Raw genomic sequence first — 23,477 nt, 5'->3', positions numbered from 1 at the left:
ATCCGTTGATGACCGATCGGGCGTCCGATTGGAGCTGGAGACAAACGATGACACGCGTTCGCGTTGCGGGCTTCACCCTCTCGCTTGACGGATACGGCGCAGGTCCGGATCAGGACATCAACAATCCGCTCGGCATTGGCGGGATGGAGCTGCACCAGTGGCTGGTCGCGACGCGCACGTTCCAGCGGACCCTGTTCGGCAAGGACGGCGGTACAACTGGCGTTGACGATGACTTTGCCGCCCGTAGTTTCCGGAACGTGGGGGCGTGGATTCTCGGGCGCAACATGTTCGGCCCCATTCGCGGGGATTGGCCCGACGACAATTGGAAAGGCTGGTGGGGCGACAACCCGCCGTATCACGTTCCCGTTTTCGTGTTGACCCACCACGCGCGTGCGCCCATCGAGATGGCGGGCGGCACGACCTTCCACTTCATCACAGGCGGCTTTCGAGAAGCGCTCGACCGTGCGCGCGAGGCCGCTGGCGGGAAGGATGTACGCATTGGCGGAGGGCCGAGCACCATCCGGCAGTACCTGCGTGAAGGCCTCATCGATGAACTGCACATCGCGATCTCGCCGGTCTTGCTTGGCCGAGGGGAACCCCTGTTTGAGGGGATCGACTTGCGAGCGCTGGGCTACGCGTGCGTTGAATCCGTAGCATCAGAAAAGGCGACGCATGTTGTTTTGCGGCGCCCATTGCCTACGAATACTTAAACGAGCGATGACAGGACGAACGATGACTGAGCGCGATACGAAGCTGCACGGTAGCTGGCGGCTGTTGTCTTTCGAGACCGAGCTTCAGGAGACTAAGGAGCGTACGCAGCCCTGGGGCGCTGATCCCAATGGGTCGCTGATCTTCGGCGCTGACGGGCGCATGATGGTGCTCCTCACCGCGAAAGTGCGGGAGCAGGGGAATACAGACGAGAAGCTGGCGGCGCTGTTCCGCACGATCGTGGCCTATACCGGGCGGTATCGGGTCGAAGACGATCGGTTCATCACGAAGGTTGACGCGTCCTGGAATGAAGCCTGGACCGGCACGGAGCAGGAACGGTTCTATACGCTGGATGGAGACAAGCTGGAAGTGCGCACGGCGTGGATGCCGAACCCATTGGTTTCCGAAAACGCAATGGGCAGGGGTGTTCTCGGTTTCAGGCGCGAGTAACGTCTCCGACAAACTCGATGGCGAACGGTCCAGCGCGATGCACAATCCAAAACTTTCCTTCATCAATCAGGAAGCCTGGGAAGCCTGGCTGGAAACCCACGGAGAGACTGTGACCGGTGTCTGGCTCCGCATCGCAAGGCGGTCGGCCGAACAATCCACCGTGTCTTATGCAGAGGCCGTTGAGAGCGCCCTCTGCTATGGATGGATCGACGGGCAAAAGCAGGCGGAAAACGAGCACTACTGGCTGCAGCGGTTCACGCCCAGAACCGCCAAGAGCATCTGGTCGAAGATCAACACCGCCAAGGCTGAAGCCTTGATCACCGCCGGGAGAATGCGCCCTGCAGGGCTTCGCGCAATCGAGCTGGCCAAGCAAGACGGCCGCTGGGAGGCGGCCTATTCGCCTGCGGGTACGTCAACCGTGCCGGATGACCTGCAGCAGGCTTTGGATGCCAACCCGAAGGCCAAGCAATTCTTCGCTACCTTGAATGGCCAGAACCGGTACGCGATTCTGTTCAGGATCCAGAACGTAAAGAAGGCCGAGACGCGTGCCAAGAAGATTACTCAGTTCATCGACATGCTGAACAAGGGCGAGAAGCTTCATCCATAGCATTGTCGAAACTGGAAAGCGCTATCGGTTCACGAAGGACCGCCGCCGCTAAGCGTGATCGATTGCCGATGCCGCCGCCCGCAGGGCCAGAAGGTAACTCTGGACGCCAAACCCGCAGATCTGCCCGCTGACGATGTCAGCAAATACCAAGTGATGTCGGAACGGCTCGCGTGCGTGGATGTTGGACATATGCAATTCCACCACCGGACACGTCAGGATCGCCAGCGCATCGCGGATGCCGTAGCTGTAATGCGTCCACGCGCCTGCGTTAATCAGCACGGCGTCCTGGCGCTCTTCGAACGCACCATGAATGCGCTCGCACATCGCCGCTTCGCTGTTGGTTTGGAATGACTCCACCTGCACGCCAGGTTCGGCGCCCAACGCCTGCAATCTGATAGTTGCACGAAACAACCTTTACAAGGTCGGTATGCCTACGGGAAACCGCAACTGCGTGTGCCTAATTGAAAGGCGGTACGGCGTGCGACTGCATGAGGATGGCCGAGGCCGGGGCGTCCTTGGCCGTCTCGTTCGACGGCCGCGCCGGCCTGTGCGGGGTCGACGGGGGCAATGACGCTCCGCGTTGCGCGCGCCCCAGGAAACGCTGCATGAGGCAGAACAGGCACAGCAGCACGCCAATGGCAATGCGCGCCCACCAGGAGCTGAGCGTGCCGTCAAAGGTGATCAGCGACTGGATGACGCCCAGCAACAGCACGCCCACCACACTACCGCTGATCAGCCCCACGCCGCCAGTGAGCAGCGTGCCGCCGACCACCGTGGCGGCAATGGCGTCCAGTTCCATACCTTGCGCGTGCAGCCCGTAGCCGGACAGCATGTAGAACGTGACCAGCACGCCGCCCAGTGCCGAGCAAAACCCGCTGAGCACATAGACGAGGATGCGCGTGCGCACCACCGGCAAACCCATCAGCAACGCAGACCGTTCATTGCCGCCCAGCGCGTACACCGTGCGGCCAAAGCGGCTGCAATGCGCGAGCCACGCCGCCGCGGCAAACACGACCAGCGCAATCACCACGCTGGGCGATACGTAATTGCCGCCGCCCACCTGGATCTTGTACTGCGACAGCGCGGTATAGATCGGGTCTGTAATGCTGATCGAATCGATGCTGATGAGGTAGCACAGCCCCCGCGCGAGGAACATGCCGCCCAGCGTGACGATGAACGGTTGAATCCGGAACACCTGGATCAGCACGCCCATCACCAGGCCGAACAGGCACCCGACGGCGAGCACCAGAGGCACCACCACACCGATCGACCAGCCGTGGTGTTCGACCTGCGCGGCGGAGATCATGGTGGTGAGCGCCACCACCGCCCCCACCGATAGATCGATGCCGCCCGATAGAATGACGAACGTCATGCCGATAGCAACGACGATCAGGAACGCGTTGTCGATCAGCAGATTGAGAAACACCTGCACGCTGAAGAAGCCCGTGTAAGTCACCGAGCCGAAGCCGAACAACAGCGCAAACAAAAACAGCGTGACGTAGAACGGCAAGCGCCGTGGATTGATTCTCATGACTGCGCCCCCGCACGGCTGTGGCGTTGAAAGAGCATGCTGCGAAACGCCTCCGATTGCGCCAGGCATACGGCAAACACCACCACGGCTTTCACCACGAGGTTGATTTCTGGCGGCACACCCATCGAATAGATCGCGTAGGTCAGCGTCTGGATGATGAGCGCCCCGATCACGCTGCCCCACAGGCTGAACTTGCCGCCCGCCAGGGAGGTACCGCCCAGCGTGACGGCCAGGATGGCGTCAAGCTCCAGCAGCAGCCCGGCGTTGTTGCCGTCCGCGCTCTTGACGTTGGAGCAGATGATGAGCCCCGCAACACCGGCCATGGCGCCGCAGAATGCGTAGATGCCAAACAGCAGCGCCTTGGTGTTGAGCCCCGCAAGACGCGCGGCCACGGGGTTGATGCCGACGGCCTCGACAAACAGACCCAGCGCCGTGCGGTGCATCAACAGCAACAACAGGCCCAGCACAGCAGCCGCGATGTACAACCCAAACGGCAGCCCGAACAGATAGCCATTGCCCACGAAGAAGAACGGCTCGTAGTACACGGTGATGATCTGGCCGCCGGTAATGAGCTGCGCCACGCCGCGGCCGGCCACCATCAGGATCAGCGTGGCGATGATGGGCTGCATGCCCGCACCCGCCACCAGCAGGCCATTCCACAGGCCGCACACCAACGCTGCGCCCACCGCAGCCAGCAGCGCCAGCAGCAGTGGGGCCTTGGTCACATACACGGGCAGGCCGTTCTGCACGACCAGCGTGCCGCCGACAAGCGATGCCGCAATGGCGCCGGAAATGGCGACCACCGCGCCCACTGAAATATCGATGCCGCCCACCGCAATCACCAGCGTCATGCCGAGCGATACGAGCATGAGCGGTGCTGCGCGGTTGAGGATGTCGATCAGGCTGCCGTACAGATGCCCATTACGAATGTCGAGGTGAAAGAAATGCGGGTTGAACCACGCGTTGAGCAGACACAGCAAAAGCAGCGTCACGCCCGGCCAGAACAATCGGTGGCCAGTCAGTGCGCGCAGATTGACGGGGTTCATGCAGCGCCTCCGGTGGTGGTGGATTGGCTGGCGGGCACGTCGCCGCCGGCAATCACGTGGCACAGGTTGTCTTCCGTCACATCGGCGCCGGCCAGCTCGCCCACCTTCTTGCGATCGCGCAGGATCGCCAGCCGGTGGCTCACGCGCAGCACCTCCGGCAGCTCGCTGGAGATGAACAGGATCGCCATGCCCTTGCGGCACTGCGCGGTCACCAGGTCCATGATGTCGAGCTTGGCGGCAATGTCGATGCCGCGCGTGGGTTCGTCCAGGATCAGCATGGCCGGGTCGGTCGCCAGCCAGCGCGCGAGCACGGCCTTCTGCTGGTTGCCGCCCGAGAGTTGGCCGATCGGCTTTTCAGCGTCGGGCGTCTTGATGCCGAGCTGGGCGATGTACTGGTCGGCAATCTCGCGCTGGCGCTTCTTGGGCAGATAGCGGAACAGCCCGCGCTTGGCCTGAAGCGCGAGGATGATGTTCTCGCGAATCGACAGCTCGGCGATGATGCCCTCGGTCTTGCGGTCTTCCGGGCAGAAGCCGATGCCCTGGCGGATGGCATCACGCGGCGAGCTGAACTGGCGCGCTTGCCCGTGCACGTTGATCGAGCCCGCATCGTTGCGGTCAACGCCGAACAGCAGCCGCGCGGTCTCCGTTCGGCCTGAGCCGAGCAGGCCGCCAAGGCCGAGCACCTGCCCGGGGCGGACGTCCAGATCGAGCGGTTGCACGACACCACGACGGCCCATGCCGCGCGCGCTCAGGAATGCGGGCGCGGTGTCATCCACGGATGGCACCTCGGTGCGCTCGAAGCGGCTCGCATCGATGTCGCGCCCGACCATCTTGTTGATCAGTTGCAGTTGCGGCAGATCGCGCGCGGCATATTCGCCCTCCAGCCGGCCGTTGCGCAGCACGGTAATGCGGTCGGCAATCGCGTAGGTCTGCTCCAGAAAATGCGTGACGAACAGCACGGCCATGCCGCGTGCCTTGAGTGTGCGGATGGCGGCAAACAGGCGGGCTACTTCGTCATCGTCCAGGCTGGAGGTGGGCTCGTCCAGGATCAGGATGCGGGCTTCGGTGGAAAGCGCGCGCGCAATCGCCACCATCTGCTGAATGGCCACCGGATACAGCGACAGCGGCAGCGTCACGTCGATGTGGATGTTCAGATCAGCCAGCAGCGCCTGCGCCGCCCGGTTGGTGGCCCGCCAGTCGATGCTGCCCATGCGCATGGGAAAGCGGCCGATGTGGATGTTCTCCGCCACGGTCAGGTTCGGGCAGAGATTGACCTCCTGGTACACCGTGCTGATGCCGAGCTTTTGCGCCTCCAGCGGCGAGCTTGGCGCGATGGGCTGACCGCCGAGCACGATCTCGCCCGCATCGGGCGCTTCAACGCCCGTCAGCACCTTGATGAGCGTCGACTTGCCGGCGCCGTTCTGCCCCATCAGAGCGTGCACTTCTCCGGGAAACAAGCGGAAATCGACCGCGGCCAGCGCCTGCACGCCGGGAAAGTTCTTGCAGATGCCGCGCATGTGCAGCAGCGCGCCGCGTGCATCTGTCGCGGCGGGTTGATCAACGTGATCGGACATGGGTGTGGCCTGTTGAGGGTGCATACCGGCAAGGCGAGTCACCGTCACCCGCCCCGCCTGCATTCCCCGATTCAGCAAAGGGCTTGCGAATGCCCCCCCCTCAGTACTTGCGGTTCGGGAACTCCTTGGCCGCCACCTCCATCGGGAAGATGCCTTCCTTGGTGACGATGCGCTTGGGCACGGTCTTGCCTGCCAGCACGGCGCGCGCGGTGTCCATCAGTTGCGGCCCGAGCAGCGGGCTGCATTCCACCGTGACGTTCAGCTTGCCGGCCATCATGGCTTCAAACGCGCCCTTCACGCCGTCGATCGAGATGATGGTGATGTCCTTGCCCGGCTTGAGCCCTGCCTCTTCAATGGCCTGGATGGCACCGATCGCCATGTCGTCGTTGTGCGCGTACAGCACGTTGATCTTCTTACCCTCGGCCTTCAGGAAGGCTTCCATCACTTCCTTGCCCTTGGCGCGGGTGAAGTCGCCGGTTTGCGAGCGGATGATCTTGTAGTGCGGGTCGGCCTTGATGATCTCTTCAAACCCGCGCTTGCGGTCGATGGCGGGCGCAGAGCCGACGGTGCCTTGCAGCTCGACGATGTTCACGTCACCCTTGGGCTTGACGTTTTCAAGCAGCCAGCGGCCCGCCTTGCGGCCTTCCTCGACGAAATCCGATCCGATGAACGTGGTGTAGAGCGAGGTGTCTTTGCTGTCGATGCCGCGGTCGGTCAGGATGACCGGAATCTTGGCGGCCTTGGCCTCCTGCAGCACCGTGTCCCAGCCGGATTCCACCACCGGTGAGAACGCAATGACGTCGACCTTCTGCGCGATGTACGAGCGGATTGCCTTGATCTGGTTTTCCTGCTTCTGCTGCGCGTCGGAGAACTTCAGGTTCACGCCCTGCGCCTTGGCCGTCGATTTGATCGACTCCGAATTGGCGGTCCGCCATTCGCTCTCGGCGCCCACCTGGGCAAAACCCATGGTGAACGACTTGTCAGCCGCGTGCGCCGCTGTCGCCAAGCCCGTGGCCAGCAGCACACCGGCCGTAGCCAGGAAGGTCAATACGGTCCGTCTGGCGCACGCAGCGCTCGTTTTTTGCATCGTTTGTCTCCGTTATGGTGGAACGCAGCCGGTCACTACCCCCGGGGCTGCGCACGTCGTCTTTGCAACGCGATACACGAGTCGAATCCGGCATGCGGCGCCCGTCTTCCCTTGCCGGTGATCCGTGGTGAGCCATGGTATGGACAGCCTGACATGACCGTCTAATGTTTTTTTGGGGGCTGACTGATATCGGTTTTGATATCAGACACAGCGTTTGCGCATCGTGCAGCGCACCAACATCGCGCAAGGCGATGCCAGCTGTGCAGACCGCTCAGCCAGAGCTGTGGCGGCGGCGTATGCCAAAAACCGAGCATGCATATCGAAAAAGCTTCGTTCCGCTGCATACGCCTGCTTTTTACACTGGGCGCACTTGTTATGACGAGTTGCGCCTATCGATGACCACCTCAAATTTGCACCGCCAACCTGCCCCGCCGCTCTATGAGCGCATCAAGGGCACGCTGCGCGAGGGCATTCTCAGCGGCCACTACGCGCCGGCCTCGCTGCTGCCGTCGGAAGCGGCGCTGGGCGAGCAGTTCAACGCCAGTCGCATCACCGTGCGTCAGGCACTGGCCGATCTGCAGAACGAAGGGCTGATCTTCCGCCGTCACGGCAAAGGCACGTTTGTGAGCCAGCCCAAGGCCTTTCAGAACGTGACGGCGCTGCAGGGCTTTGCCGAGGCGATGTCGGCACAAGGTCATGCCATCCGTAACCGCGTGCTGAAGCTGCGCACGCTGCCCGCGCCGACCGACGTGGCACAGGCGCTGCAACTGGCACCTGGCACGGCCGTCACGGAATTGCATCGCGTGCGGTTGCTCGATCAGGTGCCGGTTTCCCTTGAGGTGACGTGGCTGCCGGAGCCGCTGGGCAGCAGCGTCGCGCGGGCGGACCTCGTCACGCGCGATGTTTTCCTCGTGCTGGAGCAGGACGCAGGGGTGGCGCTCGGTCATGCGACGCTGGCCATCGATGCGGCGCTGGCCGACCACGCCACCGCAACCGCACTCGACACGGGCGCAGGCGCGGCACTGTTGCGCGTGGAGCGTCTGACGCACGACGCACAGGGCACGCCCATCGATTTTGAACGCCTGTATTTTCGCGGCGACGCTTTCCAGTACCGGCTTCGGCTGGATCGGCAGGTGGCGGCGCATGCGCAATCCATCCTTCCTTTGCAAGGCACCAAATGAACACGTTGGAACTGGAGTACGACCTCGTCGTCGTGGGCGGCGGCACGGCCGGCCCGATGGCGGCCATCAAGGCAAAAGAACGCAACCCTGCGCTGCGTGTGCTGCTGATCGACAAGGCGCACGTGAAGCGCAGCGGCGCCATCTCGATGGGCATGGACGGACTGAACAACGCGGTCATCCCCGGGCATGCCACGCCTGAGCAATACACGCGCGAGATCACGCTAGCCAACGATGGCATCGTCGATCAATCGGGCGTGTATGCGTATGCGCAGCACAGCTTTGCCACCATCGAGCAGCTTGACCGCTGGGGCGTGAAGTTCGAGAAGGACGAAACCGGCGACTATGCCGTCAAGAAGGTCCACCACATGGGCAGCTACGTGCTGCCGATGCCGGAGGGGCACGACATCAAGAAGGTGCTGTATCGCCAGCTCAAGCGTGCGCGGGTGGAGATCACGAACCGCATTGTCGTCACGCGTGTGCTGACGGATGCCGATGGCGCCGCCTGCGGCGTGCTCGGCTTCGATTGCCGCACGGCGGATTTCCTCGTGGTGCGCGCAAAGGCCGTGGTGCTGAGCTGCGGCGCTGCAGGGCGGCTTGGCTTGCCGGCCTCCGGCTACCTGATGGGCACATACGAAAACCCCACCAACGCGGGCGATGGCTATGCCATGGCGTATCACGCGGGCGCGGAGCTTTCCAACCTGGAATGCTTCCAAATCAACCCGCTCATCAAGGATTACAACGGCCCCGCCTGCGCGTATGTGACCGGCCCGCTGGGCGGCTACACCGCCAACGCGCGCGGCGAACGCTTCATCCAGTGCGACTACTGGAGCGGCCAGATGATGTGGGAGTTCTACCAGGAGCTGCAGGGCGGAAAGGGGCCGGTGTTTCTCAAGCTCGACCATCTGGCCGAAGAAACCATCCAGACCATCGAGACCATCCTGCACACTAACGAGCGCCCGAGCCGCGGCCGCTTCCACGCGGGGCGCGGCACCGATTACCGGACGCAGATGGTGGAGATGCACATCTCGGAAATCGGCTTCTGCAGCGGGCACAGCGCGTCTGGCGTGTATGTGAATGCACGCGCGGAAACCACCGTGCCGGGCCTTTACGCGGCGGGCGACATGGCGGCCGTGCCGCACAACTACATGCTCGGCGCGTTTACGTATGGCTGGTTTGCGGGGCAGAACGCGGCGGACTACATCGCGGGCCGGCAAGGCGTCGCCCGCGTCGACGACGCGCAGATCGAACGAGAACGCGCGCGCATCTTTGCGCCGCTGCAACGCGACCACGGACTGGCCCCCGCCCAGGTGGAATACAAGCTGCGCCGCATGGTGAACGATTACCTGCAGCCGCCCAAGGTCACGCGCAAGATGGAAATCGGCCTGCGCCGCTTCGACGAGATTGCCGAAGACATCACGCACCTGCACGCGCGCAACCCGCACGAGCTGATGCGCGCGATGGAAGTCAGCTTCATCCGCGATTGCGCCGAGATGGCCGCGCGCGCTTCGCTCTTCCGCACCGAGAGCCGCTGGGGCCTGTATCACCATCGCGTGGACTACCCCGAACGCGACGACGCCAACTGGTTCTGCCACACGCGCTTGTACAAGGACGCACACGGCGCCATGGCCAGCCGCAAGCAGGCGGTTGAGCCGTACGTCATCCCTGTCGATGTGCTCGGCACCGATTCCTACGCGCAGATGCGCATTCCGAAGGCTGCATGACAATGCAACAGACGACCGTTCATTTCACCCACACGCCGCACGACATCACCTCGCGCAGCAGCGCGCCCGTCACCATCGACGAAGCCAAGTGCATTGCCGACAAGGGCTGCACCGTGTGCGTCGACGTCTGCCCACTCGACCTGCTCGCCATCGACCTGACCAAAGGCAAGGCTTTCATGCAATTCGATGAATGCTGGTACTGCATGCCGTGCGAGCAGGACTGCCCGACCGGCGCGGTGAAGGTCGACATCCCGTACCTGTTGCGTTGAGGCGGCGATGACGACAACACCCCTGGCGCGCCTGCACGACGCGGATGCCGCCACCCGCCGCGTTGCCCTGCTGCAGATCGCCGATGAAGAAGACGCCGATTCGCTGCCAAACGTGATTGCCCTGCTTGAGCAAGACCCTGCCCCCGAAGTTCGGCTGGAAGCTGCGCGAATCCTCGCAACGTGGGAACAGCCGGATACCGTGGCCGCACTCGCCCGCGCGCTGGAAGATGTGGATGGCGCCGTGCGTGATGCCGCGGCAATCGGCCTGGCCGATTTGAAATCGCCCGAGTCTGCGTCCGCGCTGTTGGCTTACGTCGACCATGCCAGCGCCTTTGTACGCGCCGCCGCATTGCGTGGGCTGCGTGAACTGCGCGTGCCCGAGAGCGAAGCACCCGCGCTGCACGCCTTGCAAGACGCCGACGCCGCCGTGCGTCGCGAGGCCGTTGCGGTGCTCGGCTGGCGCAAGCATGTGGGCGCATTGCCTGCTCTGGCGGAACGCGCACGCCATGACGCGGATGTCGACGTGCGCCGTGCCGCAGTGGGCGCCCTCGGCCTCGCCACCGATGCTGCCGTGCTGCCCGCGCTGCTCGCTGCGCTGCATGACACCGCCTGGCGCGTGCGCGAGGAAAGCGCCAGCACGCTCGGCAAACTGCGGGCGTTGGCTCCGGACCTACATGTCACGCAGGCGTTGGTGGATGCGCTGGCCGATGCATATTGGCAGGTCCGTCTACAGGCGGCCCGCGCGCTTGGCCGGTGGCGCGCCGCGCATGCCGTCGATGCGCTCGCTGCGTTGCTCACGCACCCAATCAGCAACCTGCGCAAGGAGGCGGCACTCGCACTGGGAGAGATCGGCGAAGCCTCTGCCCTGCCCGCCCTGCGCAGCGCACAAACCGATGGCGACCCGGAAGTCGTCAAGGCCGTGCGGATCGCCTTGGCACAAATCGAGCGCGCCCGTGCATCCGCCTGAGCGTATCGACAACGACGTCGCCCAAGGCCGGCTGCGGTTGCACTGGGCAGACGCCGTTGTCGTACTTGACCACGCGGCATTGCGCGAGGCGTGCCGCTGTGCGGAGTGCCAGTTCAAGCGCCATCACGGCACGCCGATCAACGTGCCGGCCGCCGTGCGCGTCACCAGCATCGCGCCTGCGGGTTACGGCGTGCAACTGGTTTTCAGTGATGGACATGCGCGCGGCATCTATCCGTGGGCGTATCTGGCGGAGCTTGTCGCCATAGCAGCGCCGGGCTGACGTTGGCGGCGTCTATCCACATGCAATCTTGTTCGTTCCTTCGTGCGTGCGCTGTCCGTAGCATCAGCTGCACAACACAGACGACGCAGGAGGAACCATGCAAAGCCATCCGCCCCACACCGCCCCATCTGGCCGCCGACGCTGGCTGGCCGCATTGCTTGGCGCCGGCATGGCGCTGTGCGCAGGCCTGACGCAGGCCGCCGAGCCGACCACGGTGCGTATCGGCTTTCAGAAAGCCGGACTGCTGGCGGTGCTGAAAGCGCAAGGCGCGCTCGACAAACCGCTGGCCGAGCTTGGCTACAAGGTGGAATGGAAGGAATTCCCTGCCGGGCCTCAACTGCTGGAGGCGCTCAACACCGGCAGCATTGAGTTCGGCTACACCGGCGCGCCGCCGGCTGTGTTTGCGCAGGCCGCAGGCGCACGCCTTGTCTATGTGGGGGCCGAGCCGGGCGGCAAGACCAACGAGGCGCTGTTCGTGCTCGACAGCTCACCCGCGCACAGCGTGGCTGACCTGAAAGGCAAGCGCATCGCGCTGCAAAAGGGCTCCAGCTCCAACTACCTGCTGGTGCAGCTGCTTCGTCGCGCCAACCTCACGGTGCAGGATATTCAGCCGATCTACCTGCCACCGGCCGAGGCGCGCGCAGCCTTCGAGAGCGGCGCGGTCGATGCGTGGGTCGTGTGGGATCCGTATTACGCGCTGGCACAGAAGGCGTTGAAGACACGCACGCTGGGCGATTTCAGCGAGCTGCCGGTGTTCAACTTCTACGAAGCCACGCCGGAATTCGTGAACACGCATCCGCGCGCGGTCAATGCCATCCTGGCCCAGTTGCGCACGGCGGGGCTGTGGGTGAATCAGCATCCGCAGGAAACCGCCGCCCTGCTGGCGCCCAAACTCGGCATCGAGCAGCCCGTTGTCGAGACCTGGTTGCGGCGCGTGCCCTACGGCGTCACGCCGGTCACGCCGCAGATCGTGGCCTCGCAGCAGCAGATTGCCGACCTGTTCCTGCAGCAGAAGCTGATTCCGAAACCGGTGAACGTACAAAGCGCTGTCTGGCAGGCGAATTTTCCGGTAGCGGGATTGTGAGCCGCCGCCGGCCGCGCGCAGCGCGGAACCGTGAGCGGCCTCGCATCCGTCAAAAGTTGCCGAATCGGCCGATCCAGGCTGCGGCGCCTTTGCTATGCCCTTTGATGGCCGCATCCAGTTCAGCGCGGGTCAGCCCATTGGGCAGCGCATCCGGCGCCAGGTCCGTGGCGATCAGCAAAAATACGTAGTGATGCATGCCGGTGCCCTTGGGCGGACACGGCCCGAGATACGCCGGCTTGCCGATGGAGTTTTGGCCCATGCGCAGCGCCGGGCCGGTGCCGGCGCCTTCCGGCAGGCTCGTCTGCGTGGCCGGCATACCGTAGGCCATCCAGTGGTTCACGCCCAGGCCGCCCGCGCCCTGCGGGTCGGAGACGATCAGCACAAGGCTGTTGGTGCCCGCGGGCACGTTCGACCAGTGCAGCGGCGGCGAGACGTTGTCGCCCGTGCAATTGGCGTTGGCGGGGTTCTTGCCGGCGTACTTGCGGTCCATGACGCCGTTGTCGGCAAAGGCAGGCGATTCGACGGTGAACGTGGTATCGGCCTGCGCATGCACATGCGGCACAGCGGACAGGCACGCCAGCGACAACAACGCGCGAAATAGGATGGGCTTCAAGGCAGATCTCCTGGCAGAAAAAGCGGCGAACGGGCACCACAATACGCGAATGCGCCGCCGCTGCGCAGAGGCACAACGCACAGATCCCCATCAGATTGCCGTGCGACAATACCGCGCCTCAGCGCGCCGCGTTTACCGCGCGCTTCTGCCAGACCTGACCATAGGAGAACCGGACGCATGTTCGGCGATATCACGCGTTTTCTGCTCGACACGATCTTCTCGCTCTTTGGCGCGGCGCTGCTCCTGCGCGCCTGGACGCAAGCGGTGCGGCTGTCACCGCGCAATCCGCTGTCACAGGCCATCTTCCAGTTGACCGGCTGGCTGGTGCACCCGCTGCGCCGGGTGATTCCGGCCACGGGCTATATCGACTGGTCATCGCTGGTGGCGGCTTATGCCACGGCGCTTGTCTATCTCTTCCTGCTGGTGGCGTCGGTGGGCGTGAGCCCGATGGCACTCGTGCCAATGGGCTTTGTGGCCGCGCTCTTCACCGTGCTCAAATGGGCGTTCAACGTGCTGGTGTGGGTGACCATTGCATCGGCCGTTCTATCGTGGATGGGGCCGGCATCGCCAATGGGCGCGGTGCTCAACACACTGGTCGACCCGCTGTTGCGCCCGATCCGCCGCGTGGTCCCTCCGCTGGGCGGGCGGCTCGACCTGTCTCCGCTGATCCTGCTGGTGATTGCGCAGGTGATCGTGATCGCGCTGTCGCATCTGTCGCTGTCACCGCTGTTCATGTGAGCGCGGCACGCGCTTTGCTCGACTGAGGGATATGCCGACCGCTGCATCTGGCCGGCCACTCAGGAGGACATCATGAATGCATGGAAAACGGCGCTGATATGCGCACTTGCCGCGCTGGCGCCCACGCTCGCGGCGTGTACGGCCGGCGGCGCGGTGGCAGGCGGTGTGGCTGGCCACGAAATGACGCACAGCACGGCTGGGACGATCGGAGGTGCCGCAGCAGGCGCCGTCATCGGCCACGAGCTGAGCAAGTAAACAACACACCACAGCGGCTGACCAGCCGCTTTTTTTTCTTTTCAGGCTTGCGCAAACAAGGCGCGGTAAGCGCTGGGCGACGTGTGATACGTCCGGCTGAAATGCTGGCGCAGCGATACGGCGCTGCCGAACCCCGCCAGTTGCGCAATCGCTTCGACCGGCTGACGCGTGGTTTCCAGCATGCGTTGCGCATAGGCCAGACGCTGCCCGAGCAACCATTGGCTGACAGTGGTTCCTGTCAGTTCACGAAAGCGCCGCGTGAAATTGCGCCGGCTCATGGCCGCGCGTTCGGCCAGCGAGTCGAGCGAATGCGGCTGTGCCAAGTTGGCCACTGCCCAGTTCAGCAAATCGGACAGTCGATCACCGCCCGGCGCATCGTGCAGCGGTTGCTCGATGTATTGCGCCTGACCGCCCTGCCGGTGCGGCGCCACCACGAGCCGCCGCGCCATGCGGTTGGCCACCTCCGCGCCATGCCAGCGGCGCACCAGGTGCAGGCAGCAATCCAACCCGGCGGCGGTGCCTGCAGATGTCACCAGCCGGCCGTCGGCAGCGTCCAGATACAGGACATCGGGCACCAGCTTCACACGCGGGTAGCGTTGGGAGAACGCATCGGCAGCGCTCCAGTGCGTGGTGGCCTCGTGGCCATCGAGCACGCCTGCCTCCGCCAGCACAAACGCGCCCAGGCACAGGCCGACCACCGTGGCGCCGCGTTCGTAAGCATCCCGTACCGCATTCACCATGGCCGCCGGCGGCCGCTCTTCCGTATCGCGCCATGACGGCACGACCAGCACGTCGGCGCGGGCGGCATCTTCGAGTGTGAAATCCGTCTGCACGGCAAACCCAGCCGTGGTGCGCAGACCGCCCTTCCTGGCGGGCTCCCCGGCACAGATCCGCAGGTTGTAGGACGGCAGCCCCGCCCAGACGCGGTCTTCAAATACAAGACACGGCACGGACAGGTGAAACGGGCTGATGTCGTTGAAGGCCAGAACGGCGATTTCCTGGGGATGCTGAGGTTGCTGGAGTTGCTGGGGTTGCATACGGGCTCCGCGCTTTGGCCTGATTCTTTCGATAAACGTATTTCGGGCCACTGTCGGGAAGGATAGTCATCGGCGAAGATGCTGTCCACGGGCTCACGCAAATGCCCGATCCAACCGACCTTGAGGAGTCAGCCATGACCACGAACAACACCCCGAAGCGCGCCCTGATCGTCATCGATGTGCAGAACGAATATTTCACCGGCGGCCTGCCGATCGAGTATCCGGACCCGCAGCAGACCGTCGCAAACATCGGCGTCGCCATGGATGCGGCACGCGAGGCGGGCATTCCGGTGATCGTCGTGCAGCAGACCTCGCCGGCCAGCTCGCCGCTGTTTGCCATTGATACCGACGGCTGGCAACTGCACCCCGTGGTGGCGTCGCGTCCGCATGACCACTATCTGCGCAAGCTGCTGCCCAGCGCCTATCCGGAGACGGACCTGGCGCAATGGCTGGAAGCCCGCGGCATCGATACGCTCACCGTGGTGGGCTACATGACGCACAACTGCGATGCATCCACGATCAACCACGCCCTGCACAACGGCACGGCGGTGGAGTTTCTGCATGACGCGTCGGGCGCGGTGCCGTATCAAAACCAGGCCGGCTTTGCGAGTGCGGAAGAGATCCACCGCGTGTTCAGCGTGGTGCTGCAATCGCGCTTCGCGGCGGTCATGTCGACCCAGGAATGGGTGCACAGCGTGAAGACCGGCGCGGTGCCCGTGCGCGACAATATCTACAAGTCGAATCAGCGGGCCCGTGGGCTGCTCAAGGATGAGGTGGCGCAGCGGGCAGCGTGACCGGTCAGCCGGCCACACCGTCCTCGGCCGGCAGGAACCCGCGGAACGACACCTCCACCTGTTCCACCATCGACGCCGATGTGGCTTCGCGCAGGGCCGCCAGCAACGCATCGAACGCGCTCTCCACAGAGGCGCGGTCGGTGGCCTCGACCAGGCGCTGGCGGATCGGGTGCTCGGCCGAGCTGAATGTGCGTGCCGCAATGTCCATGAGGTACATGCGCGCCGCCGCCAGCGAACGCTTGCGCGCCGGTGCGGCAGGTGCAGCGGGCTTGGGCGCCTCGGGTTGCGGCTCGGCCACCTGAACGAAGACGGGCTCGCCAGCAACATCGGTTGCGCTTTGAATGAAACCTGCCTGCACCAGCTCAACCACGGCCTGCGCTTCCAGGCCGAGCTGGCCGGCACGTACGACAAGGTCCTCTCCCGTAGCCTGCCCGTCCACCATGATGAGCAGCGCGCGGCTTGAGCGGCTGAGCGCGCCGCTGCGCATGGCGATTTCACGTCGCCCCGCGTCAGTCTTTTCGAATCGTGCGGATAACACCTGCATGGCAGCCCCCCCTATCTTCCCCCGAAGATCGGCCCAACATAGGGCGCGTTGTTTGCAGAATCGTGAAACCGCAACCCTCCCCCACCAGCCGGCGGAGCGGCAAACGCTTGCGCTCAGGCAGGTGTCGGCAAATCCAAACACCCTCCCCCGAAGTGGGGCTGACAACACGCGCTATTGCCTGCGCCTTCTTCCGGCTCTACCATGCGCTGTTACCGGTACCAAAATTGCGTCACAGGCTTCCGGAAAGCGCCACGCCAATTCCCCGCGGAGGGAACCCCAGTTGCATATAACGACCGAGACACCATGCCCGCCCAACCTCCACGCAGACTGCGCAGCCAGCTTTGGTTCGACGATCCGAGCCACGCAGACATGACCGCCCTCTACGTAGAACGCTTCATGAACTACGGCTTGACGCGTGAAGAGTTGCAGTCTGGCCGGCCGATCATCGGCATTGCGCAGACGGGTAATGATCTGGCCCCTTGCAACCGGCACCACCTTGAGCTGGCGCAGCGTGTGAAGGCCGGCATACGCGACGCGGGCGGCATTCCGATGGAGTTTCCAGTTCACCCGCTGGCCGAGCAAAGTCGCCGCCCGACCGCGGCGCTCGATCGGAATCTCGCCTATCTCGGTCTGGTCGAGATCCTGCATGGCTTCCCGCTTGACGGCGTCGTGCTGACGACCGGCTGCGATAAAACCACGCCCGCCTGCCTGATGGCCGCTGCCACGGTCGACCTGCCGGCCATCGTCCTGTCTGGCGGGCCGATGCTGGACGGCTGGCACGAGGGCAAACGGGTGGGCTCGGGCACCGTCATCTGGCATGCGCGCAACCGGCTGGCTGCCGGCGACATCGACTACGAAGGCTTCATGGAGTTGACCACCGCGTCGTCGCCGTCGATTGGCCACTGCAATACGATGGGCACCGCGCTGTCGATGAACAGCCTGGCCGAAGCGCTGGGCATGTCGCTGCCTGGGTGCGCCAGCATTCCGGCGGCGTATCGCGAGCGTGGGCAGATGGCCTATGCCACGGGCAAGCGCATCGTCGACCTCGTGCGTGAAGACATCCGCCCCTCGACGATCATGACGCGCGCGGCGTTCGAAAACGCCATCATGGTGGCCTCCGCGCTTGGTGCGTCGACCAACTGCCCGCCACACCTCATCGCAATCGCGCGCCACATGGGCGTGGAACTGAGCCTTGAAGACTGGCAGCGCCACGGAGAGTCGGTTCCGCTGCTCGTGAACTGCATGCCGGCAGGCGAATACCTGGGCGAGAGCTTCCACCGCTCGGGCGGCGTGCCCGCCGTATTGCGCCAGCTTGACGCGGGCGGGTTGCTGCGCCGCGATTGCCCCACCGTATCGGGCCGGACGATCGGCGCAATTGCCGATGCCGCCCCCGCCGCCGACCGCGAGGTGATCTTTCCTGTGGACGCACCGCTCAAGCATCGCGCCGGCTTCATCGTGCTGTCGGGCAATTTCTTCGACAGCGCCATCATGAAGATGTCGGTGGTAGGCGAGGCATTCCGGCAGACCTACCTGAGCGAGCCCGGCGCGGAAAATGTTTTCGAGACGCGCGCGATTGTCTTCGATGGCCCCGAGGATTATCACGCCCGCATCAACGATCCGGCCCTCGCCATTGATGAACGCTGCATCCTCGTTATCCGTGGCTGCGGAACGGTCGGTTATCCGGGCAGCGCGGAGGTCGTCAACATGGCGCCGCCCGCAGCACTGGTCAAGCAAGGGATCGAATCGCTGCCCTGCATGGGCGATGGCCGGCAAAGCGGTACCTCGGCCAGCCCATCGATCTTGAACATGTCTCCGGAGGCGGCAGCCGGTGGCGGGCTTGCGCTGCTGCGCACGGGCGATCGCATCCGCGTGGACCTCAATGCACGCAGGGTCGATGTGTTGGTCGATGCGGAAGAGCTGGAACGCCGCCGTGAAAGCGCGACCTTCAGCGTGCCGCAGTCGCAAACGCCCTGGCAGGAAATCTATCGGAAGTGCGTCGGGCAGCTTTCAACGGGCGGATGCCTGGAGCCGGCAACCCTGTACCTGAACGTCATCGAGACGCGCGGCAATCCACGGCACTCGCATTGACGCTGCGCATGAAGCAGCCGGCTATGCGCTCTCGCGCTCGACAACGCTGAAGTCGATGCGTGAGAGCTTGCGGGTGCTCGTGGCCTCGCCAACGCCGAGCGCATCGAGCAAGACCTCGCCCGTGCGCAGGCCGATGCCATAGGCGTCGACGGAAATCGTCGTGATGGTCGGGTGGCAGCACCACGCGACTTCAAAATTGCCGAAGCCCCCAACAGCAATGTCACCGGGCACGGACAGACCGCGCCGGTGGCATTCCATGATGGCGCCGAATGCGGACATGTCGCTCACGCACATCACGGCATCGGTGTCGGGCCAGGCATCGAGCAACGCGGCCATCGCCGGGCCGCCGTGGCTCATGGTGATGGGCGACTCGCCCAGGCGGATCACACGCGGCTCGCCAAGGCCAAGCGACTTGATTCCGCTCATGTACCCGCGCATGCGGTCGGTGCCGCGCCGGTCCAGTTCGCTTGCCCCGCACAGGAAACCAATGCGCCGGTAGCCCCGCTGATGCAGGTGATGCAGCATCGCGAGCGACGCCTTGGCGTTCGAGAACCCGACCGCGCGATCGATCGGGCGCTCAGGCAGATCCCACATCTCGACGATGGGGATGCCGGCGCGCTCCAGCAACGCACGCGTGCCTGGACTGTGATGGCGCCCGGTCAAGGCAATGCCACGCGGCTGATGGCGCAGCAGCGACCGCACCAGCGCCTCCTCCTGATCGAGGTGGTAGTCGGTATCGCCCAGGAGCAGTTGCAGACCATGCGGCGCCAGCGCATCGCTCAGTCCGCGCACGGTATCGGCAAAGTTGGAACTCGCCAGCGAAGGCACCAGGGCGGCGACGAATTCCGATCGGCCGCTGGACAGCATTCCAGCCGCAGCCGTAGCAACGTAGCCGAGTGCATCGATGGCCTCTTGCACGCGCGCGCGGGTCTCGGGCGACACGCTGCCGCCTGCCAGCACCCGCGACACGGTCATCTTCGACACGCCGGCAACGCGCGCAACATCGGCCATGCGAGGAGGAGTGGTGCCGGTGGTCATGAGAAACGTCTACGCGCCGAGGGGAGAAAAGAGGAAAGAAAAAAGAGGTGTGGCGATCATAGCGGAACCGGCCACGAAGCAGCCCGCCGCTATGCCTGCGCGAGCGCGCGGCCGATGCGGTCCGCCATCCCCGCAACACCGACGACGAGGCGTTTCTCCCTGCGGGCGTCCAGTCGGCTGACGGGCACGCTCGAACTCACCGCAACGCGTTTCCCTAGCGGCGTGATGCCCACAAACGCCGCGAAGCAGGCGAGCCCCGCCACCACCTCCTCACGCTCTGTCGCCAGCCCCCGCACGCGAATGCGCTCAAGCTCGTCGAGCAAATCGGCGCGGCGCGTGGTGGTGCGCTCCGTCATGGCGGCAAGACGAGCCGGCAGGAGCGCGCGCACCGCTTCATCGTCAAGGCTTGCGAGCAGCGCCTTGCCCAGCGCACAACAATGGGCCGGCAGGCGCAGGCCGACATCCGATACCAGGCGGACCGGCCTCGGCGCGTCTTCCCGCGCGATGTAGACGACCTCCGTACCGTCGAGCACAGCCAGTTGCACGACTTCATTGTGTGCGGCCACGAAGGCGGCGGATTCGCGCCGGAACGCTGCCAATAAGCTGTCGTGGCGGAAGTAAGCGTTGCCCAACTCAAACAGGGTCAAGCCGATCAGATAGCCGTCTGCCTGCTTCTCGATCCAGCGACGCTTTTCGAGCGACTCCAGCAGCAGGTACAACGTGCTTCTGGACATGCCCGTCGCCTGCGCCAATGCGGCCGGCCGGACGGGAGACGTCGCCGCGCAGAGTATTTCCAGCACGTCATGAATGCGCTTGAGTGCTGGCACCTCGTAGTCTGTCTTCACTGGAAACCTGCTCCGCTCGCAATTGGCTCGATTTTCCAACAGGTTGGAAATTGCGTCACGTGGTTGGACACCCCGCATCGCCATCTCTACGATCACGCGGGTTCCCTGGCAACAGGACAGTTCAATGAACGGAGCGCACATGACCGCCATCGCCAACCACTTGCCGCACGATCTCGAGCATGCAACGCTCGTCGGTCGGGTCTGGCGCACAACAGAAAAAAGCAAGGGGCCATCCGTCGTGGTGGTGCGCAACGGGGTCGTGTTCGACATCACGGAAGCCGTGCCAACGGTGGCAGATCTGTTCGAGCATCCTGACGCACTGGCCGTCGCGCGGCAGGCCCAAGGGGAAAACCTCGGTCGCGTCGAAACGCTTGTCGAACGCTCACTGGCTGCCGATCGTGCGGGCAACGCGCCAACCCTGCTCGCTCCGAACGATCTGCAGCCGATCAAGGCCTGCGGCGTGACGTTTGCCGTCAGCCTGATCGAACGGGTGATCGAAGAGCAGGCAGGCGGCGACCCAGCCAAGGCGCGCGACGTGCGCGCGTCCATTGCCGGGGTGGTGGGCTCGGATCTCTCCAAGATCAAGCCCGGCTCCGATGCGGCCATGCGGCTCAAGGACGAACTGCAGCGCCGGGGCGCATGGTCACAATACATGGAAGTCGGCATCGGCCCCGATGCGGAAGTGTTTTCCAAATCGCAACCGATGTCGGCAGTCGGATTCGGCGCCGACGTGGGTCTGCATCCGGCCTCGCGGTGGAACAATCCGGAGCCGGAGATCGTGCTGGCGGTCAGCAGCACGGGGCATGTCGTGGGAGCAGCGCTGGGCAACGACGTGAATCTGCGCGACATCGAGGGGCGCTCCGCGCTGCTGCTGGGCAAATGCAAGGACAACAACGGCTCCTGCGCCATCGGCCCGTTCGTGCGCCTGTTTGACGAGCGCTTCACGCTCGACACGATCCGCGCGACGCAGGTGTCGCTGCGTGTTGATGGCGCCGACGACGGCTTCGTGCTCGACGGCGTGAGCCACATGAGCGAGATCAGCCGCGACCCGCTTGACCTCGTCGCCCAGACCTGCGGACCGCACCATCAGTATCCGGACGGCTTCATGCTGTTTCTCGGCACGATGTTCTCGCCGATCAAGGACCGTGACGCACCTGGCGCCGGCTTTACGCACCACCTGGGCGACCGCGTGACGATCAGCGCCCCGCCCCTCGGCGCGCTGGTCAACACGGTACGCCTGTCGACGGAAATCGCGCCGTGGACGTTCGGTGTCCGGGCTCTGTATCGCAACCTGGCGGCACGTGGGCTCGTCCGTCAGGGCTGACCTGTCGCCGCTGCGGAAAAGTCCACAGCACAATCCGTGGACGGGAGCCCTCTGACCGGCGCGCGAAACGCGAACAAGCCGCCGGCAAGCGGCTCCTTCTGCAACGCCTCGTCCGTCAGGCCCTTTCGGGCGGTGGTTGCATAGACCGTCTGCAAGTCATCGCCGCCGAACGCAAGCTTGGTGATGTTGGAACAGGGAAAGTCGACACGCCCGATGCATCGGCCGTCGGGCGAGAACCGCTCGATCCGCCCGCCGCCGAACAGCGCGACCCACAGGCACCCCTCCTCGTCGACGGCCATGCCGTCTGGATAACCGCTGCCCTCGATCGAGGTGAAGATGCGTTTGCGTTCCAGGCTGCCGTCGTCGCCGAGGTCGAAGGCATAGATCACACGCTGCAAGGTATCGGTGTGATAGAGCGTGCGGCCGTCCGGGCTCGCGGTCGGGCCATTCGTGATCACGTAGCCCGAATCGCGCACGCTCAGGCCACCATCCCCGCCTACCCGGTAGAGCTGCCCGCTCGGCTCGCGCTCCGCATCGTCCATCGAACCAAACCACAGCGCGCCGGTGCGGTCGACATAACCATCATTGAGCCGATTTCCCGGCCTGTCGGTCTCGACCGGCAACACGCGGCTGAAGGTGCCGGTTTCGAAGCTGAACCGATAGAGACCGCCTGGTACGCCGCAGATCCAGCTGCCGTCAACGCTGGGCAGCGCAAAGCCGATCTGGCCTGGCGCGACCCAGCTGCGGCGCACATCGGTATCGGGGTCATAGCGGTAGAGCCGCCTGCCCTGGATATCGACAAAGACCACGCAGCGCGATGCCGCGTGCCACACCGCGCCCTCCCCAAGCGTTGCGCCGACGCGCCAGACGCAATCCGGAATGATCGGCGCCATCATCCGCCGTACCACCCGGCATCGACAAAGTACTCGCGCGCTGTGCAACGCGCGGCATCGTCCGACGCAAGAAAAAGCGCCATACGTGCCACATGTTCAGGGTCGACACGCTCATGCAGGCATTGCTCGCCCAGCAGCTTGGCTTCGCTCTCGGGCGATTGCCAGAGCGCCATCTGCCGCGGCGTGCGCACCGCGCCGGGCACGATGCAATTGACGCGAATGCCGAATCCGCCCAGATCACGCGCCAGACCGCGCGTCAGGCCCTCGATGCCGGCCTTGGCCGTCATGTAGATGGCGAGGTCCGCCTGGGCAAGGTGCCACGAGATGGACCCAAGGTTGAGGATCACGCCGTGCCCCCGCTTCTTCATGCTGGGCAGCACGGCCTGCGCGCAGAAGAACTGATGGCGCAGGTTCACCTCGATGCGGTTGTCCCAATAGGCCTGGGTCACGGTTCCGATCTGATGGCGGTCATCATTGGCGGCGTTGTTGATCAGCACGTCGATGGGGCCGGTGTCGGCCTCGATATCCGAGAACGTGGCGTTCAACGTGTCGATGTCGCGCAAGTCGCAGTAGCGGAAGACCGGCGGATGCACGCACTCGCCCAGCGACGACGCCAGCGCTTCTGAGTCGGCACGGGCGATATCGAGGAACGTCACACGCGCGCCCTGTTTGGCAAAGCCTTCGACAATGGCAGCGCCAATGCCGCTACCGCCGCCGGTAATCACAACGTTCTTGTTAACAAGGCTCGGATAAATCGCATAAGACATAAGAGATTCCAGTGACAGCAAAAGAGATAAAGCCTG

At 64.5% G+C, this 23,477-nt stretch carries 25 protein-coding genes and 1 pseudogene; 14 read left to right on the top strand and 12 right to left on the bottom strand.

The features are described from left to right. Positions 1 to 47 precede the first annotated feature (47 nt). Genes BEK68_RS19255 through BEK68_RS19245 form a run of 3 tightly spaced genes read left to right on the top strand, consistent with a single transcriptional unit; the run spans position 48 to position 1,765 of the window. The gene (locus tag BEK68_RS19255; protein WP_012430190.1) at positions 48 to 710 is read left to right on the top strand and encodes a dihydrofolate reductase family protein; all 663 of its coding nucleotides are present in this window, start codon (positions 48 to 50) and stop codon (positions 708 to 710) included. A 22-nt stretch (positions 711 to 732) separates the two neighbouring features. Next, positions 733 to 1,158 carry a lipocalin-like domain-containing protein gene (locus BEK68_RS19250; RefSeq protein ID WP_012430189.1) on the top strand — a complete coding sequence of 142 codons (426 nt, stop codon included), beginning with the start codon at positions 733 to 735 and terminating at the stop codon, positions 1,156 to 1,158. 37 nt (positions 1,159 to 1,195) lie between these two features. Further along, positions 1,196 to 1,765 carry a YdeI/OmpD-associated family protein gene (locus BEK68_RS19245; RefSeq protein WP_012430188.1) on the top strand — a complete coding sequence of 190 codons (570 nt, stop codon included), beginning with the start codon at positions 1,196 to 1,198 and terminating at the stop codon, positions 1,763 to 1,765. Between the two features lie 48 nt (positions 1,766 to 1,813). Here BEK68_RS19245 and BEK68_RS19240 read toward each other — a convergent pair. From BEK68_RS19240 to BEK68_RS19220, 5 genes and pseudogenes are all read right to left on the bottom strand, one after another. Further along, a pseudogene (locus tag BEK68_RS19240) lies at positions 1,814 to 2,158 on the bottom strand (type II 3-dehydroquinate dehydratase); the annotation flags it as partial. A gap of 64 nt (positions 2,159 to 2,222) precedes the next feature. Next, entirely contained in the window at positions 2,223 to 3,296 is a 1,074-nt protein-coding gene (gene yjfF, locus BEK68_RS19235; protein ID WP_012430186.1) for a galactofuranose ABC transporter, permease protein YjfF, read from the bottom strand. Further along, on the bottom strand, positions 3,293 to 4,342 hold the full coding sequence (locus tag BEK68_RS19230; RefSeq protein WP_012430185.1) for an ABC transporter permease: 1,050 nt from the start codon (positions 4,340 to 4,342) through the stop codon (positions 3,293 to 3,295). The genes yjfF and BEK68_RS19230 overlap by 4 nt, the downstream gene beginning before the upstream one ends. Next, on the bottom strand, positions 4,339 to 5,916 hold the full coding sequence (locus tag BEK68_RS19225; protein WP_012430184.1) for a sugar ABC transporter ATP-binding protein: 1,578 nt from the start codon (positions 5,914 to 5,916) through the stop codon (positions 4,339 to 4,341). The genes BEK68_RS19230 and BEK68_RS19225 overlap by 4 nt, the downstream gene beginning before the upstream one ends. Positions 5,917 to 6,016: 100 nt before the next feature. Further along, positions 6,017 to 7,003 (bottom strand): ABC transporter substrate-binding protein, encoded by a 987-nt coding sequence (locus BEK68_RS19220; protein ID WP_012430183.1) that lies wholly within the window; start codon positions 7,001 to 7,003, stop codon positions 6,017 to 6,019. Between the two features lie 395 nt (positions 7,004 to 7,398). On the opposite strand from BEK68_RS19220, the gene BEK68_RS19215 reads away from it, so the two are divergent. The 6 genes from BEK68_RS19215 to BEK68_RS19190 all read left to right on the top strand — a co-directional run bounded on the left by BEK68_RS19215 (position 7,399) and on the right by BEK68_RS19190 (position 12,505). Further along, complete coding sequence (locus tag BEK68_RS19215; protein ID WP_012430182.1) at positions 7,399 to 8,184, top strand: GntR family transcriptional regulator; 786 nt, start codon at positions 7,399 to 7,401, stop codon at positions 8,182 to 8,184. After that, complete coding sequence (locus BEK68_RS19210; RefSeq protein WP_012430181.1) at positions 8,181 to 9,905, top strand: fumarate reductase/succinate dehydrogenase flavoprotein subunit; 1,725 nt, start codon at positions 8,181 to 8,183, stop codon at positions 9,903 to 9,905. The genes BEK68_RS19215 and BEK68_RS19210 overlap by 4 nt, the downstream gene beginning before the upstream one ends. Positions 9,906 to 9,907: 2 nt before the next feature. Continuing rightward, positions 9,908 to 10,174 carry a 4Fe-4S dicluster domain-containing protein gene (locus BEK68_RS19205; RefSeq protein WP_004627681.1) on the top strand — a complete coding sequence of 89 codons (267 nt, stop codon included), beginning with the start codon at positions 9,908 to 9,910 and terminating at the stop codon, positions 10,172 to 10,174. Between the two features lie 7 nt (positions 10,175 to 10,181). Next, positions 10,182 to 11,141 carry a HEAT repeat domain-containing protein gene (locus tag BEK68_RS19200; RefSeq protein WP_012430180.1) on the top strand — a complete coding sequence of 320 codons (960 nt, stop codon included), beginning with the start codon at positions 10,182 to 10,184 and terminating at the stop codon, positions 11,139 to 11,141. Then, on the top strand, positions 11,128 to 11,421 hold the full coding sequence (locus BEK68_RS19195; RefSeq protein ID WP_012430179.1) for a DUF971 domain-containing protein: 294 nt from the start codon (positions 11,128 to 11,130) through the stop codon (positions 11,419 to 11,421). Before BEK68_RS19200 ends, BEK68_RS19195 begins: the two co-directional genes overlap by 14 nt. Before the next feature lie 97 nt (positions 11,422 to 11,518). Then, complete coding sequence (locus tag BEK68_RS19190; protein WP_012430178.1) at positions 11,519 to 12,505, top strand: sulfonate ABC transporter substrate-binding protein; 987 nt, start codon at positions 11,519 to 11,521, stop codon at positions 12,503 to 12,505. Positions 12,506 to 12,554: 49 nt separating this feature from the next. Here the strand turns inward: BEK68_RS19190 and BEK68_RS19185 are convergent, their stop codons facing one another. After that, positions 12,555 to 13,118 carry a YbhB/YbcL family Raf kinase inhibitor-like protein gene (locus BEK68_RS19185; protein ID WP_012430177.1) on the bottom strand — a complete coding sequence of 188 codons (564 nt, stop codon included), beginning with the start codon at positions 13,116 to 13,118 and terminating at the stop codon, positions 12,555 to 12,557. A 177-nt stretch (positions 13,119 to 13,295) separates the two neighbouring features. On the opposite strand from BEK68_RS19185, the gene BEK68_RS19180 reads away from it, so the two are divergent. Both BEK68_RS19180 and BEK68_RS19175 read left to right on the top strand, forming a co-directional pair. After that, positions 13,296 to 13,856, top strand: a complete 561-nt coding sequence (locus BEK68_RS19180) for a YggT family protein (RefSeq protein ID WP_012430176.1) — start codon at positions 13,296 to 13,298, stop codon at positions 13,854 to 13,856. 72 nt (positions 13,857 to 13,928) lie between these two features. Beyond that, positions 13,929 to 14,111 (top strand): glycine zipper 2TM domain-containing protein, encoded by a 183-nt coding sequence (locus BEK68_RS19175; protein WP_004627694.1) that lies wholly within the window; start codon positions 13,929 to 13,931, stop codon positions 14,109 to 14,111. Between the two features lie 41 nt (positions 14,112 to 14,152). Here BEK68_RS19175 and BEK68_RS19170 read toward each other — a convergent pair whose 3' ends face one another. Then, on the bottom strand, positions 14,153 to 15,148 hold the full coding sequence (locus BEK68_RS19170; protein WP_012430175.1) for a GlxA family transcriptional regulator: 996 nt from the start codon (positions 15,146 to 15,148) through the stop codon (positions 14,153 to 14,155). 134 nt (positions 15,149 to 15,282) lie between these two features. Here BEK68_RS19170 and BEK68_RS19165 point away from each other — a divergent pair, with 134 nt between their 5' ends. After that, entirely contained in the window at positions 15,283 to 15,942 is a 660-nt protein-coding gene (locus tag BEK68_RS19165) for a cysteine hydrolase family protein (protein ID WP_012430174.1), read from the top strand. A 4-nt stretch (positions 15,943 to 15,946) separates the two neighbouring features. Here the strand turns inward: BEK68_RS19165 and BEK68_RS19160 are convergent, their stop codons facing one another. Then, the gene (locus BEK68_RS19160; protein ID WP_012430173.1) at positions 15,947 to 16,486 is read right to left on the bottom strand and encodes a hypothetical protein; all 540 of its coding nucleotides are present in this window, start codon (positions 16,484 to 16,486) and stop codon (positions 15,947 to 15,949) included. A 303-nt stretch (positions 16,487 to 16,789) separates the two neighbouring features. On the opposite strand from BEK68_RS19160, the gene BEK68_RS19155 reads away from it, so the two are divergent. Beyond that, positions 16,790 to 18,574 (top strand): IlvD/Edd family dehydratase, encoded by a 1,785-nt coding sequence (locus tag BEK68_RS19155; protein WP_012430172.1) that lies wholly within the window; start codon positions 16,790 to 16,792, stop codon positions 18,572 to 18,574. A gap of 21 nt (positions 18,575 to 18,595) precedes the next feature. On the opposite strand, the gene BEK68_RS19150 is transcribed toward BEK68_RS19155, so the two are convergent. Both BEK68_RS19150 and BEK68_RS19145 read right to left on the bottom strand, forming a co-directional pair. Then, complete coding sequence (locus BEK68_RS19150; protein ID WP_012430171.1) at positions 18,596 to 19,612, bottom strand: LacI family DNA-binding transcriptional regulator; 1,017 nt, start codon at positions 19,610 to 19,612, stop codon at positions 18,596 to 18,598. Between the two features lie 89 nt (positions 19,613 to 19,701). Then, entirely contained in the window at positions 19,702 to 20,457 is a 756-nt protein-coding gene (locus BEK68_RS19145; protein WP_012430170.1) for an IclR family transcriptional regulator, read from the bottom strand. Between the two features lie 139 nt (positions 20,458 to 20,596). On the opposite strand from BEK68_RS19145, the gene BEK68_RS19140 reads away from it, so the two are divergent. Further along, complete coding sequence (locus BEK68_RS19140; protein ID WP_012430169.1) at positions 20,597 to 21,781, top strand: fumarylacetoacetate hydrolase family protein; 1,185 nt, start codon at positions 20,597 to 20,599, stop codon at positions 21,779 to 21,781. On the opposite strand, the gene BEK68_RS19135 is transcribed toward BEK68_RS19140, so the two are convergent. Both BEK68_RS19135 and BEK68_RS19130 read right to left on the bottom strand, forming a co-directional pair. After that, positions 21,772 to 22,677, bottom strand: a complete 906-nt coding sequence (locus tag BEK68_RS19135) for an SMP-30/gluconolactonase/LRE family protein (RefSeq protein ID WP_012430168.1) — start codon at positions 22,675 to 22,677, stop codon at positions 21,772 to 21,774. The two genes, BEK68_RS19140 and BEK68_RS19135, sit on opposite strands and share 10 nt — an antisense overlap. Further along, positions 22,674 to 23,441, bottom strand: a complete 768-nt coding sequence (locus tag BEK68_RS19130) for an SDR family NAD(P)-dependent oxidoreductase (protein WP_012430167.1) — start codon at positions 23,439 to 23,441, stop codon at positions 22,674 to 22,676. The genes BEK68_RS19135 and BEK68_RS19130 overlap by 4 nt, the downstream gene beginning before the upstream one ends. Between the last annotated feature and the right edge of the window lie 36 nt (positions 23,442 to 23,477).

The organism is Ralstonia pickettii (assembly GCF_001699815.1).
In the GTDB taxonomy this organism is placed as follows: Bacteria; Pseudomonadota; Gammaproteobacteria; order Burkholderiales; family Burkholderiaceae; genus Ralstonia; species Ralstonia thomasii.
The sequence above is the reverse complement of the archived record's forward strand: the minus strand, read 5'-3'. Positions and strand labels throughout refer to the sequence as shown.

What these genes read in the sequence shown, in the direction of transcription:
- BEK68_RS19255 (WP_012430190.1), top strand. Translation starts at nt 48, where the DNA reads ATGACACGCGTTCGCGTTGCGGGCTTCACCCTCTCGCTTGACGGATAC.
- BEK68_RS19250 (WP_012430189.1), top strand. Translation starts at nt 733, where the DNA reads ATGACTGAGCGCGATACGAAGCTGCACGGTAGCTGGCGGCTGTTGTCT.
- BEK68_RS19245 (WP_012430188.1), top strand. Translation starts at nt 1,196, where the DNA reads ATGCACAATCCAAAACTTTCCTTCATCAATCAGGAAGCCTGGGAAGCC.
- yjfF (WP_012430186.1), bottom strand. Translation starts at nt 3,296, where the DNA reads ATGAGAATCAATCCACGGCGCTTGCCGTTCTACGTCACGCTGTTTTTG.
- BEK68_RS19230 (WP_012430185.1), bottom strand. Translation starts at nt 4,342, where the DNA reads ATGAACCCCGTCAATCTGCGCGCACTGACTGGCCACCGATTGTTCTGG.
- BEK68_RS19225 (WP_012430184.1), bottom strand. Translation starts at nt 5,916, where the DNA reads ATGTCCGATCACGTTGATCAACCCGCCGCGACAGATGCACGCGGCGCG.
- BEK68_RS19220 (WP_012430183.1), bottom strand. Translation starts at nt 7,003, where the DNA reads ATGCAAAAAACGAGCGCTGCGTGCGCCAGACGGACCGTATTGACCTTC.
- BEK68_RS19215 (WP_012430182.1), top strand. Translation starts at nt 7,399, where the DNA reads ATGACCACCTCAAATTTGCACCGCCAACCTGCCCCGCCGCTCTATGAG.
- BEK68_RS19210 (WP_012430181.1), top strand. Translation starts at nt 8,181, where the DNA reads ATGAACACGTTGGAACTGGAGTACGACCTCGTCGTCGTGGGCGGCGGC.
- BEK68_RS19205 (WP_004627681.1), top strand. Translation starts at nt 9,908, where the DNA reads ATGCAACAGACGACCGTTCATTTCACCCACACGCCGCACGACATCACC.
- BEK68_RS19200 (WP_012430180.1), top strand. Translation starts at nt 10,182, where the DNA reads ATGACGACAACACCCCTGGCGCGCCTGCACGACGCGGATGCCGCCACC.
- BEK68_RS19190 (WP_012430178.1), top strand. Translation starts at nt 11,519, where the DNA reads ATGCAAAGCCATCCGCCCCACACCGCCCCATCTGGCCGCCGACGCTGG.
- BEK68_RS19180 (WP_012430176.1), top strand. Translation starts at nt 13,296, where the DNA reads ATGTTCGGCGATATCACGCGTTTTCTGCTCGACACGATCTTCTCGCTC.
- BEK68_RS19175 (WP_004627694.1), top strand. Translation starts at nt 13,929, where the DNA reads ATGAATGCATGGAAAACGGCGCTGATATGCGCACTTGCCGCGCTGGCG.
- BEK68_RS19170 (WP_012430175.1), bottom strand. Translation starts at nt 15,148, where the DNA reads ATGCAACCCCAGCAACTCCAGCAACCTCAGCATCCCCAGGAAATCGCC.
- BEK68_RS19165 (WP_012430174.1), top strand. Translation starts at nt 15,283, where the DNA reads ATGACCACGAACAACACCCCGAAGCGCGCCCTGATCGTCATCGATGTG.
- BEK68_RS19160 (WP_012430173.1), bottom strand. Translation starts at nt 16,486, where the DNA reads ATGCAGGTGTTATCCGCACGATTCGAAAAGACTGACGCGGGGCGACGT.
- BEK68_RS19155 (WP_012430172.1), top strand. Translation starts at nt 16,790, where the DNA reads ATGCCCGCCCAACCTCCACGCAGACTGCGCAGCCAGCTTTGGTTCGAC.
- BEK68_RS19150 (WP_012430171.1), bottom strand. Translation starts at nt 19,612, where the DNA reads ATGACCACCGGCACCACTCCTCCTCGCATGGCCGATGTTGCGCGCGTT.
- BEK68_RS19140 (WP_012430169.1), top strand. Translation starts at nt 20,597, where the DNA reads ATGACCGCCATCGCCAACCACTTGCCGCACGATCTCGAGCATGCAACG.
- BEK68_RS19135 (WP_012430168.1), bottom strand. Translation starts at nt 22,677, where the DNA reads ATGATGGCGCCGATCATTCCGGATTGCGTCTGGCGCGTCGGCGCAACG.
- BEK68_RS19130 (WP_012430167.1), bottom strand. Translation starts at nt 23,441, where the DNA reads ATGTCTTATGCGATTTATCCGAGCCTTGTTAACAAGAACGTTGTGATT.